The sequence below is a fragment of the Bradyrhizobium japonicum USDA 6 genome, assembly GCF_000284375.1.
GTDB classification, from domain to species: Bacteria; Pseudomonadota; Alphaproteobacteria; order Rhizobiales; family Xanthobacteraceae; genus Bradyrhizobium; species Bradyrhizobium japonicum.
This window is the reverse complement of the sequence record NC_017249.1, coordinates 1,082,937-1,095,453: the sequence shown is the minus strand read 5'-3', so window position 1 is coordinate 1,095,453 and position 12,517 is coordinate 1,082,937. Positions and strand designations below refer to the sequence as shown.

Sequence of the window (12,517 nt, the reverse complement as noted above, 5' to 3'; positions counted from 1 at the left end):
GATGTATCATCTCACCGCCCTCGTCACGTTGCTGGCGATCGCATTTTATATGTTCACCTGCATCAACGTCTCGCGCGCGCGCACCAAGACCGGGGTCAAGGTGCCGGCGATGTCGGGCCATCCGGATTTCGAGCGAGCCTTCCGCATCCAGGCAAACACGCTGGAATGGATGCCGGTCTTCCTGCCGGCGCTCTGGCTGTTCGCGATCTATATCGGCGACGCCATTGCAGCGGGAATCGGCGCGGTCTGGATCATCGGCCGCATCGTCTACTTCATCGGTTATTCGCAGGCGGCGGCAAAGCGCGGCCCGGGCTTTGCGATCCAGGGCATCGCAGCGATTGCGCTGTGGGCGGGGGCGCTGGGGGCGGTGGTGCTGCGGCTGGTGTGAGGAGACGAGCTGCGGCCACAAATTCCGCCGTCGTCCCGGACAAGCGCAGCGAAGCGGAGCGCTGATCCGGGACCCATGCCCACAGGGAGTAGTCTTGCGAAGGCTCGTAGTGGGAGTCTCGCGCCACACTTCTCCCTGGGGTTATGGGTCCCCGCGTTCGCGGGGACGACAGGGAGATCGTGGCGCTGACCCCGTCTCTTCCCGCTACTTCGTCAGCGGGCAGCCGCTGTCCTTGGCGGCGAAGAACGCCTTGTCGCCGGGGACGGTTGCGAGCAGCTTGTAATAGTCCCACGGCTTCTTCGATTCCGACGGCTTCTTGACCTCGAACAGATACATGTCGTGGACCATGCGGCCGTTCTCGAGCACCTTGCCGCCTTGCGCAAAGTCGTCGTCGACCGGCAGCTCCTTCAGCTTCTTGGCGACCGCATCCGGATCCTTGGTGCCGGCGGCCTTGACCGCCTTGAGATAGCTCAGCGTCGCCGAATAGGTACCGGCCTGAATCATGTTCGGCATCCGGCTGGTGCGCTTGAAGAAACGTTCGCCGAATTTGCGGGTGCGGTCGTTGATATCCCAGTAATAGCCCTCGGTCAGCACCAGGCCTTGCGCGGCCTGCAAGCCGAGACCGTTCACCTCGGCGAGCGTCATCAGGAGGCCGGCGAGCTTCTGGCCGCCAGAGACGATGCCGAACTCGGCCGCCTGCTTGATCGAGTTGGTGGTGTCGAGGCCGGCATTGGCGAGGCCGACGATCTTCGCCTTCGAGCTCTGCGCCTGGAGCAGGAAGGAGGAGAAATCCGACGAGTTGAGCGGCACGCGGACCGAGCCGACCACCTTGCCGCCATTGGCGGTGACGATCTCACTGGTGTCCTTCTCCAGCGCATAGCCGAAGGCATAGTCGGCAGTGAGGAAAAACCAGGTGTCGCCGCCCGCTTTCGTCAGCGCGCCGCCGGTGCCGACGCCAAGCGCACGGGTGTCATAGGCCCAGTGGAAGCCGTAGGGCTGGCAGGCATCGCCGGTGAGGCGCGAGGTCGCGGCGCCGACGACGATGTCGATCTTCTTCTTTTCCTTGGAGAGCTCGTGGATCGCGAGCGCGACCGAGGAGGTCGTCAACTCCGTGATCATGTCCACGTTCTCGACGTCGTACCAGCGCCGCGCAATCGACGTGGCGAGATCCGGCTTGTTCTGGTGATCGGCGGTGACCATCTCGATCTTCTGGCCAAGCACTTCGCCGCCGAAATCCTCGATCGCCATCTTGGCGGCTTCGACCGAGTATTTGCCGCCGTAATCGGCATAGACGCCGGACTGATCGTTGAGAATGCCGATCTTGACGCCTTGCGCGGAGGCCGGCCCGGCGAGCAACAGAGCAGAGGTTGCGACAGCGGCCAAAAGTGCTGATTTCATATGTTGGCTCCCAGCAGTTTTCTGTTTTGAAATCGCGCGGATACTAGTGAAGAACCCCGCGCCTGCCCATCCATTTCATGTTGGTCGTTAGTATGGGATTCTGCGCGCCAAACAACCGCTGTCGTCCCGGGGCGCGCGCAGCCGGGACCCATAACCACAGGGAGTGAAGGTACGCTGGCGGTCACCACTTGCACTAAGAGGCCACCACCTCCGGCTTCTTCCCCTCGTTCCGCCCTTCCGCCAGGTTCCGCACCACCACATAGAAGATCGGGGTGAATAGCAGGCCGAACAGGGTGACACCGATCATGCCAAAGAACACGGCGACGCCGACCGCCTGCCGCATCTCCGAGCCGGAGCCGGACGATATCACCAGCGGCAGCACGCCGAGGATGAAGGCGAAGGAGGTCATCAGGATCGGCCGCAGGCGCAGGCGGCAGGCGTCGATCACGGCCTCCAGCCGGGGCTTGCCTTCTTTCTCGATGTCGCGCGCGAACTCGACGATCAGGATCGCGTTCTTTGCAGCTAACCCCACCAGAACGACGAATCCGATCTGGGTGAGGATGTTGACGTCCTGCCCCATGATCCGCACGCCAATGGTAGCGGCGAGCAAGCACATCGGCACGATCAGGATCACCGCGAATGGAAGCGTCCAGCTGCCATATTGCGCGGCGAGCACGAGATAGACGAACAGCACGCAGATCGGGAACACGAGCAGGCCGGCATTGCCGCCGGTGATCTGCTGGTAGGAGAGGTCAGTCCATTCGAAGGTGAAGCCGCTCGGCAAGATATCGTCCGCGAGCTTCTTGATGGTGTTGAGCGCCGTCGTCGAACTGACGCCCGGCGCCGGCTCGCCTTGGAGCTCGGACGCAGCATAGAGATTGTAGCGCGCGACGCGGTCGGGGCCGGAGACGTCCTTGAACTCGACCACGCTGCCGAGCATCACCATGTCGCCGGAGGCGTTGCGCGTGCGCAGGCGCGAGAGATCGCTTGGCTCTTTCCGGAACGGGAAGTCCGCCTGCGCTGTGACGTGATAGGTGCGGCCGAACAGGTTGAAGTCGTTGACATAGGTCGATCCGAAGTAGGTCTGGATCGTGTCGTTGATGCTGGCGATGGGTACGCCGAGCTTCTGCGCCTTGGTGCGGTCGATGTCGACGAAGAGCTGCGGCGTGTTGGCCGTGAACGGGGAGAACACTGTGGGGCCGAGCAGCAACGGCGATTTGCGCGCCGCGGCGACAAGCTCGTCGGTGGCTGCGGCGAGCAGCTCGGGCCCGCGGCCTTGGCGGTCCTGGATGCGGATGGTGAAGCCGCCGCCGGTGCCGATGCCGGGCACGGCCGGCGGCGGAATGACGATGATGAACGCGCCCTGGAGCGCGGCGAGCCGCTTGCGCAGCTCGGCCGTGATGGCGTTCGCCGTCAGCCCCTTCTTCAGCCGCGCCTCGGGCTCGTCGAACACCGGAAACAGCGCCGCTGCGTTGCCCTGCTGCGTGCGCGTGGCCCCGGAGAATCCGGCGAAGACGGCAACACGGATGATGCCCGGGGTATCCAGCGCAATCCGCTCGATCTCGCGCACTATCTCGGTGGTGCGCGCGAGTGACGCCGCGCCGGGCAATTGCACGGAAACGATGACGTAGCCGCGATCCTGCGCGGGGATGAAGCCCTGCGGCGTGGTCCCGATCAGCCAGCCAGCGCTGCCGATCAGCACGACGTAGATCAGCAGCATCGCGACGGAATGACGGATCACGAAATTGGCAAGGCCCGCATAGCCATGCGAGAGCCGGTCGAACACGCGGTTGAAGACGCCGGTAAAGGCACCCCACGCCCGCGCGATGACGTTCCAGGCAGCCGGCGGTCGCTTCTCCTCGTGCGGCGTGAGGATCAGCGAGGCCAGCGCCGGCGACAGCGTCAGCGAACAGAAACAGGAGATCGCGGTCGCAACCGCGATGGTGACGGCGAATTGCTGGAAGAATTGCCCGGAAATGCCGCCGAGGAATGCCGTCGGCACAAACACGGCGCAGAGCACCAGCGCAATCGAGACCAGCGCGCCGCCGACCTCCTCCATGGTTTTGAGTGCCGCATCGCGCCGGCTGAGGCCATGCTCGAGGTGCCGCTCGACATTCTCGACCACCACGATGGCGTCGTCGACGACGATACCGACGGCGAGCACGAGGCCGAACAGCGTGAGATTATTGATGGAGAAGCCGAGCGCCGCCATCACCGCAAAGGTGCCGACCAGCGAGACCGGAATGGCGATGATCGGGATGATCGCCGGCCGCCAGCCCTGCAGGAACACCAGCACGACGACGACCACCAGCAGCATGGCCTCGTAGATGGTCTTGATCAGCTCATGGACGGACTGCGCGATGAACTCGGTCGGATTGTAGCCGATATTGTAGTCGAGGCCCCTCGGAAAACTCTCCTTCAGCTTGGCCATGGTGTCGGAGATGCTTTTCGCGGTCGCCAGCGCGTTCGACCCGGGCCGCTGCGTCACCAGCATGCCGACCGCCGATTTGCGCAACAGGAAGCTGTTGGTGGAGTAGGAGAGCGCACCGAGCTCGATGCGGGCGACATCGCGCAGGCGCACGGTTCGGCCGTCCGAGCCGGCCTTGATCAGGATATCCTCGAACTGTCTCTGATCCTTCAGCCGTCCGGTGAAGACGAGGTTCGGCTGGAAGGCGCGGTCGGTGATCGGCGGCTCGGCGACCTGGCCGCCCGCGATCTGGATGTTCTGCGCGCGGATCGCGGCAATCACCTCGGTGGAGGTCAGGCCGAGATTGGCGATACGGTCGGGGTCGAGCCACAACCTCATCGAATAGTCGCGTGCGCCGAAGATCTGGATGTCGCCGACGCCGTCGAGCCGCAGCAGCTGGTCGCGGACCTGGAGCAGCGCGTAGTTGGAGATGTAGAGCTGGTCGAACGTGTCGTCCGGCGACAGCATGAACACGACCATGAGGATGTCGGGCGAGTTCTTGCGCGTGGTGACGCCGTTGCGCTGGACTTCCTCGGGTAGCCGCGGCTGGGCGATCGCGACGCGGTTCTGCACCAGCACCTGGGCCTTGTCGAGGTCGGTGCCGAGCTTGAAGGTGACGGTGATGGTGAGCTGGCCGTTCGAGGTGGCCTGGCTGTAGAGGTACAGCATGTCCTCGACGCCGTTGATCTCCTGCTCTATGGGAGCTGCGACCGTGTCGGACACGGTCTGGGCGGAGGCGCCGGGGTACTGCGTGGTGACGACCACGGTCGGCGGCACCACTTGCGGATATTCGGACACCGGCAACGTGGTGTAGGCGAGCGCGCCGACGATCAGCAGCACGATCGACAGCACCATCGCCAGGATGGGCTGGTTGATGGACAGACGGCCAAGGTTCATGACTTGCCACCAACCGGGGCCGGAGCCGTCTGCGGGGCGACCTTGGCGCCGACGCGGGCGCGCTGGATGCCGTTGACGATGACGCGGTCCTCCGCCTTCAGCCCCTCGCGGATCACGCGCAGGCCGTCATCGAGCGGACCGAGCACCACGGGACGCGCCTCGACGGTGTCGTCCGGCTTGACCACGAACACGATCTTGCGGGACTGGTCGGTCGCGACCGCGACATCGGGAATCAGCAGTGCCTCATACGGCGCGCTTCCGATCAGGCGGACACGGCCGAACTGGCCCGGCAGGATCGAGAGGTCGGTGTTCTTGATCACGGCGCGGCTGCGCAATGTGCCGGTGGAGACATCGAGGCGGTTGTCGAGGAAGTTGATGGTGCCCTCATGCGACGGCTTCGTCTCGCCGGCGAGCGTCACCTGCACCGGGTTCGCGGTGTCGCGCGAGCTCGGGCGGCGGCCTTCGAACCACAGCCTGCTGTACTTGATGAAGGTTGCTTCATCCATGTCGAAATAAACGTAGATCGGATCGAGCGCGACGATCGAGGTGAGCAATGTCGAGGTGCCGGTATCGCTGCCCTGCACGAGGTTGCCGGGGCTGACGAGATGGCGGCTGACGCGGCCGGTGAGCGGCGCGGTCACATGGGTGAACTCGATATTGAGCCGGGCGGCCTTCAGCGCGCCTGCGGCCTGCGTCTCCGCGGCATGCGCCGCCTGCAGGGCCTGGCGGCGCTGGTCGACGGCCTGTTCGGAGACCGCGCTGGTCTGGACCAGGTTCAGGCCACGGTCGAGCTCGCGCTTGGCAAGCTCCACCTTGGCACGCGCGTCGGACAACTGGCCGTCCGCCTGCTCGGCCACCGCCTCGAACGGGCGCGGGTCGATGACGTAGAGCAGGTCGCCCTGATGCACGATCGCGCCGTCCTGGAACTCGACGGAGTTGACGAAGCCGCCGACACGGGGGCGCACCTGCACCTCCTCGACCGCCTCGAAGCGGCCGGTGAACTCGTCCCAATCGGTGACGGTGCGCTTGACGGGCTGGGCGACGGTCACCGGCGCGGGCGGTGGCGCCGACGCCTGCGAGGCGGGCTGCCCACAACCGGCGAGCGCGAACGCCGCTGCGAGAATGCCGGCAATTGCATAAGGCCGCGACTGAACGAAATCGTGCTTTTTGTCAAACTGCTCGCTTCCGTCCGGTTCAGTCATCCCAGGTCCTCGCATAAGAGCCGCCGAAAAACGCAGGGTACGCCTCTACCCGCGGGCGCCACAAGATGGTTGGCAATGATGAACTCTTCAAGACCAATCCACGCGCAATGCTTCGAAGAATGCCCTGGCCGGATGGCGGGTTGACAGCGAGCGAGATGATGGCAAGCGGCGGTTGATGCGCATGCGCGTCGGCGTAAGGTCAGCAATCAAGACGCTGCGCTCGCCACCCTCCCCTGGAGGGGGAGGGTGAGAAAGCCGCCAGCGCCTTCACACATGACGGACGCCGTCCGCTCGGCTAGATTACTCCCAGAAAAACAAAGCCAAATTGTCCTGGGAGGACAGGCGTGCACCAGGGACGTGTCGTTTACGGCGCGATCGAGGAGGTCGTGTTCGGCCATCCCGCGGCCGAGGCCGTCGTTGCGCAGATGGACCGGCTGGGGACGCGCCGCGCCTTCCTGATGGTCTCCAGCACGCTGAACCGGCAGACCGATGAAATCGCGAAGATCAAAGACGCGCTCGGCGCGCGCTGCGCCGGCCTGTTCGACGCGATGCCGGCGCATACGCCGCGCGAGGCGGTGATCGCCGCCACCAATGCCGCACGCGAAGTGAACGCCGACCTGATCGTCACCGTGGGCGGCGGCTCGATCACCGACGGCGCCAAGGCGGTGCAGCTCTGCCTTGCCAACGGCATCGACGACGTCGAGGGCATCGAACGCATCCGCGTCCACAAGGGCGTCGCGCCCGAGATGACCGCCCCTGACGTGCGCCAGGTCAGCGTGCCGACCACGATCGCCGGCGGCGAGTTCAGCGCGATCGCCGGCGTCACCGACCGCGCCACGCATGTGAAGCAGATGCTGCGGCATCCGCTCACGGTGCCGCGTGCAACCATCCTCGATCCCGCCATCACCGTGCACACGCCGGAATGGCTGTTTCTCTCCACCGGCATCCGCGCCGTCGACCATTGCGTCGAGGCGATCTGCTCGCGCGAGACGCACCCTTATGCCGATGCGCAGTCGGTGAAGGGGCTGGCCATGCTCGCCGACGCGCTGCCGCGGGTGAAGGCCGACCCCGCCGACCTCGACGCCCGCATGGATGCGCAGATCGGCACCTGGCTGTCGATGGGCGCGCTCGCCGCCGGCGTGCCGATGGGCGCGAGCCACGGCATCGGCTATGTGCTCGGTGCGGCCTTCGACGTGCCGCACGGCTACACCTCCTGCATCATGCTGCCGGCGGTGATGCGCTGGAATGCGCGCGACAACGCCGAGCGCCAGACGATCGTCGCCGCCGCGATGGGTTTTCCCGGCCACAACGCCGGCGACGTGCTCGATGCCTTCATCCGCTCGCTCGGCATGCCGCGCAGCCTATCGGACGTGCGCGTCTCGCCTGAGCATTTCGACGCCATCGCCGAACAGGCGATGCGCACCAACTGGATCCCGCGCAACCCGCGCAAGATCGAGGGCCCCGCCGACATTCGCGAAATACTGCTTCTCGCCGCATAATTTCAAGCCGGAGGACTGATGTATCCAGGTCAGCATGCCCGTCTACGTCCGCTCCAGCCCGCCTTCATCATGGCTGCGACCGGCGAGGCCGTCACCTATCGCGAGCTCGATGCGCGCAGCAACCGCCTGGCGCATCTGTTCCGCAGGCACGGCTTGAAGCGGCTCGACCATTATTCGATCTTCATGGAGAACAATTCGCGCTACCTCGAAGCCTGCGGCGCGGGCGAGCGCTCCGGGCTGTACTACACCTGCATCAACTCATTCCTGACGCCGGGCGAGCTCGCCTATCTCCTCGTCAACAGCCAGTCGAAAATCCTGATCACCTCCGTCGCGAAACTCGATCGCCCGCGAGGCGATCAAGGCCTGTCCGGACATCAAGCTCTGCATCGTCGCCGACGGCCCCGGCGAGAGCGACCGCATCGTCGGCCTTGCCGAGGTGACGGCCGACCTGCCCAGGGCTCCGATCGCCGATGAATGGCTCGGCACCGCCATGCTCTATTCATCCGGCACGACCGGGCGGCCGAAAGGCATCCTGCGCCCGCTGCCGGAGGAGCCGCCCAAACACAATCTGCCGCTGTTCGATTTCCTGACAAAGCTTTGGCACTACCGCGAGGGCATGGTCTATCTGTCGCCTGCCCCGCTCTATCACTCGGCGCCGCAGGCCGCGGTGAACCTCACGATCCGCATGGGCGGCACCGTGATCATCATGGACACGTTCGATCCCGAGCGTTATCTCCAGCTCGTCCAGCAATGGGGCATCACCCACACCCAGCTGGTGCCGACGATGTTCTCGCGCATGCTGAAGCTGCCGGAGGAGGTGCGCGGCCGCTACGACCTGTCATCGCTGGAGATCGCGATCCACGCCGCAGCGCCCTGCCCGGCACTGGTCAAGGATGACATCATCAAATGGTGGGGGCCGATCATCCACGAATATTACGGCGCGACCGAGGGCCTCGGCTTCACCGCCTGCAACAGCGCGGAATGGCTTAGCCACCGCGGCACCGTCGGCAAGGTGCTGCTCGGCGACCTCCACATCCTCGACGACAACATGAAGGCGTGCCCGACCGGCACGCCGGGCCAGGTCTGGTTCAAGACGGCATCGCCGTTCGAATATTTCAACGACCCCGAGAAGACCAGGGAAGCGCGCTCGGCCGACGGCAGCATGAGCACGGTCGGCGATGTCGGCTATGTCGACGAAGATCGTTTCCTCTATTTGACCGACCGCGCCACCTTCATGATCATCTCCGGCGGGGTGAACATCTATCCGCAGGAATGCGAGAACCTGCTCATCACCCATCCGAAGGTCGCCGATGCCGCGGTGTTCGGCGTGCCCAACCCCGATCTCGGCGAAGAGGTGAAGGCGGTGGTGCAGCCGATGCCCGGCGTGGTGCCGGGCGAGGCGCTCGCCGAGGAACTGATGGCCTTCTGCGGTCAATCGCTGTCGCGGCAGAAGGTGCCGCGCTCGGTCGATTTCGAGAAGGAACTGCCGCGGCTGCCGACGGGCAAGCTGTACAAGCGGCTGCTGCGGGACCGCTATTGGGGGAACAAGACGTCGCGGATCGTGTGAGATGCTCTTCGCCTCTCCCCGCGCGCAGGGAGAGGCCGGAATGCGCGCGCTGCGCGGATTCCGGGTGAGGGGGACTCTCCGCGAATCCAACTGTCACCCCCTCGCGGAGACTCCCCCTCACCCCAAACCCTCTCCCCGCAAGCGGGGCGAGGGAGCGCACCTTCATCGCGGCTAGAGGCAACGCCGTTACATCTGGTCCTTGTTCGCACCTGCACTCTCACATGAAGAGAGTGTGAACGCCTGCGGCCTTCCGTCATCCGAATTGTCGAGGCGGCGAGCGGCCTTGCCGGTTGCCTCGCTGCACGCGCGTCGCTATCGTCTGACAAACAGGCCGCAAAGGCCCAAAAGACGAATGTCCAGGGAGGATGAGCATGCGGAGCGTGTGGGCGCTCGCCGCAGTGGCGGCGCTATCTGTGCTGACGGCCTCGACGACCGTGCTCGCCGGCGGGCCCAAGCAGGGCGGAATCCTGCGGATGTACCACCGCGACAGCCCCGGCAATGCCTCGATCCATGAAGGCGCGACCTATTCGCTCAATGTTCCCTTCATGCCTGTGTTCAACAACCTCGTCATCTACAAGCAGGACGAGGCGCAGAACAGGATGGACAACATCATTCCGGAACTCGCCGAGAGCTGGGCCTGGGTCAACGACAACAAGACGCTGACCTTCAAGCTGCGCCCGGGCGTGAAATGGCATGACGGCAAGCCCTTCACCTCCGCAGACGTCAAATGCACCTTCGACATGCTGATGGGCAAGTCGCAGCAGAAGTTCCGGCAGAATCCACGCAAGACCTGGTACGAACAGGTCAACGACGTCTCCACCAAGGGCGACCTCGAGGTTTCCTTCAACTTGAAGCGGCCGCAGCCGTCGCTGCTGGCCCTGCTCGCCTCGGGTTACACGCCGGTCTATCCTTGTCACGTCTCGCCCGGCGACATGCGCACGCACCCGATCGGCACCGGCCCGTTCAAATTCGTCGAGTTCAAGGCCAATGAATCGATCAAGCTGACCCGCAATCCCGACTATTGGCGCGAGGGGCGGCCCTATCTCGACGGCATCGAGTTCACCATCATCCCGAACCGTTCGACCGCGATCCTCGCCTTCGTCGCCGGCAAGTTCGACATGGCGTTCCCGACCGAAGTGAGCATTCCGCTGCTGAAAGACGTCAAATCGCAGGCGCCGAACGCAGTCTGCGTGGTCGAGCCCAACAATGTCGCCACCAACATCATCGTCAATTCCTCCGCACCGCCGTTCGACAACATCGACATCCGCCGCGCCATGGCGCTGGCGCTCGACCGCAAGGCGTTCATCTCGATCATGTTCGAGGGCCAGGGCGATGTCGGCGGCACCTTGCTGCCGCCGCCGAACGGGCTGTGGGGCATGCCTAAGGAGATGCTCGAGAGCATTCCCGGCTATGGCCCCGACGTGAACGCCAACCGCGAGGAAGCCAGGAAGCTGATGCAGAAGGCCGGCTACGGGCCGGACAAGCATCTCGCCGTCAAGGTCTCGACCCGCAACATCCCGGTCTACCGTGATCCTGCGGTGATCCTGATCGACCAGCTCAAGAGCATCTATATCGACGGCGAGCTCGACGTGGTCGAGACCGCGAACTGGTTCCCGAAGATCGCACGCAAGGACTACATGCTCGGGCTCAACCTGACCGGAAACGCCGTCGACGATCCCGACCAGTCGTTCTACGAGAACTATTCCTGCGGCTCCGAGCGCAACTACACCAATTACTGCAACAAGGAGATCGAGAAGCTGTTCGACGTGCAGTCGCAGGAGACCGACGTCAACAAGCGCAAGAAGCTGGTGTGGGACATCGACAAGAAGCTGCAGGAGGACGTCGCCCGCCCGATCATCTTCCACGCGCGCACCGGCTCCTGCTGGCAGCCCTATGTCAAGGGCGTAACGGTGATGTCGAACAGCTCCTATAATGGGTATCGCTACGAGGACGTCTGGATGGACAAGTAGCGCAGGCGGCTGACGGTTTCGACAGGAGGCGATGCATGTTTGCCTATCTGGTGCGGCGCCTGTTCCTGATGCTCGTGACCCTGTTCGGGATCTCGGTCGTCATCTTCTTCCTGCTGCGCATCGTGCCCGGCAACATCGTCGACATCCTGTTTGCCGCGGCCGGCTATGTCGATCCCGCCGACAAGGCCAATCTGGAGAAGGAGCTCGGCATCGACCAGCCGCTGGTCGTGCAGTACTGGCACTGGATCAGCGGCTTTCTGCGCGGCGATTTCGGCTACTCCTATGTTTCGGAGAAGCCCGCGCTTCAGGAGATTTTGCCGCGGATCCCGATCACCGCGCGGCTCGCGGGCCTGGCGCTGTTGTTCTCGGCGTCGATCGGCATCCCGCTCGGTGTCATCAGCGCGGTGAAGCAGGGCACGCGGCTCGATTACGCGTTGCGCGTCGTCAGCCTCAGCGGCTTGTCGCTGCCTTCGTTCTGGCTCGGCCTGCTGATCCTCACCGCGTCGGTGGCGATGTTCAACCAGATGCCGATCTTCAATCCGAATCCGAAGACCTGGCTCGAGGCGTTCGCGACCTACGCCGTGCCGGCGGCCGCCGTCGGCTTCCGCAGCGCGGCGCTGACCATGCGCATTACGCGATCCTCGATGCTCGAGGTGCTGCGGCAGGACTATATCCGCACCGCCCGCGCCAAGGGCGCGTCCGATGCCGCGGTGAACTATCATCACGCGCTCAAGAACGCGATCCTGCCCGTCATCACCGTGATCGGCATCGAGGCGGCGTTCCTGATCGGCGGCCTGATCGTCACCGAGACCGTGTTCAACATCCCCGGCGTCGCGCGCTTCCTGGTCGAGGCGATCCGCTGGCGCGACTACCCGATCGTGCAGAACCTCGTGATGCTGATTGCGGTCGTGGTGGTGAGCGCGAACTTCATCGTCGACATGCTCTACGCGGTGTTCGACCCACGTATCCGGTACACGGATTAGCCGCATGATTTTTGTTCACGCCGCGAGCGCACTCTCCTTCACCTCTCCCCGCTTGCGGGGAGAGGTCGGATTGCGCAGCAATCCGGGTGAGGGGGAGTCTCCGCGCGTCCAACTCTCACCTCCTCCGCGGAGAGCCCCCTCACCCC

7 protein-coding genes and 1 pseudogene are annotated in these 12,517 nt (G+C 64.5%); 5 read left to right on the top strand and 3 right to left on the bottom strand.

All coding sequences use genetic code 11. From position 1 onward, the window contains the following. Window position 1 precedes the first annotated feature (1 nt). Window positions 2–388 (top strand): MAPEG family protein, encoded by a 387-nt coding sequence (locus tag BJ6T_RS04980; RefSeq protein WP_014491199.1) that lies wholly within the window; start codon window positions 2–4, stop codon window positions 386–388. Between the two features lie 204 nt (window positions 389–592). On the opposite strand, the gene BJ6T_RS04975 is transcribed toward BJ6T_RS04980, so the two are convergent. The 3 genes from BJ6T_RS04975 to BJ6T_RS04965 form a co-directional block, all read right to left on the bottom strand. Beyond that, window positions 593–1,786, bottom strand: coding sequence for an ABC transporter substrate-binding protein (locus BJ6T_RS04975; protein ID WP_014491198.1), 1,194 nt, complete (start codon window positions 1,784–1,786; stop codon window positions 593–595). A gap of 193 nt (window positions 1,787–1,979) precedes the next feature. Further along, window positions 1,980–5,150 carry an efflux RND transporter permease subunit gene (locus tag BJ6T_RS04970; RefSeq protein WP_014491197.1) on the bottom strand — a complete coding sequence of 1,057 codons (3,171 nt, stop codon included), beginning with the start codon at window positions 5,148–5,150 and terminating at the stop codon, window positions 1,980–1,982. Beyond that, on the bottom strand, window positions 5,147–6,352 hold the full coding sequence (locus BJ6T_RS04965) for an efflux RND transporter periplasmic adaptor subunit (protein WP_014491196.1): 1,206 nt from the start codon (window positions 6,350–6,352) through the stop codon (window positions 5,147–5,149). Before BJ6T_RS04965 ends, BJ6T_RS04970 begins: the two co-directional genes overlap by 4 nt. A gap of 344 nt (window positions 6,353–6,696) precedes the next feature. On the opposite strand from BJ6T_RS04965, the gene BJ6T_RS04960 reads away from it, so the two are divergent. From BJ6T_RS04960 to BJ6T_RS04945, 4 genes and pseudogenes are all read left to right on the top strand, one after another. Then, complete coding sequence (locus tag BJ6T_RS04960) at window positions 6,697–7,851, top strand: iron-containing alcohol dehydrogenase (protein WP_014491195.1); 1,155 nt, start codon at window positions 6,697–6,699, stop codon at window positions 7,849–7,851. Between the two features lie 18 nt (window positions 7,852–7,869). Continuing rightward, window positions 7,870–9,418: pseudogene (locus BJ6T_RS04955) on the top strand (AMP-binding protein). Between the two features lie 371 nt (window positions 9,419–9,789). Continuing rightward, window positions 9,790–11,388: an ABC transporter substrate-binding protein gene (locus tag BJ6T_RS04950; RefSeq protein ID WP_014491191.1), complete on the top strand. Its 1,599-nt coding sequence runs from the start codon at window positions 9,790–9,792 to the stop codon at window positions 11,386–11,388. A gap of 35 nt (window positions 11,389–11,423) precedes the next feature. Beyond that, window positions 11,424–12,371 carry an ABC transporter permease gene (locus tag BJ6T_RS04945; RefSeq protein WP_014491190.1) on the top strand — a complete coding sequence of 316 codons (948 nt, stop codon included), beginning with the start codon at window positions 11,424–11,426 and terminating at the stop codon, window positions 12,369–12,371. The last annotated feature ends 146 nt before the right edge of the window (window positions 12,372–12,517 follow it).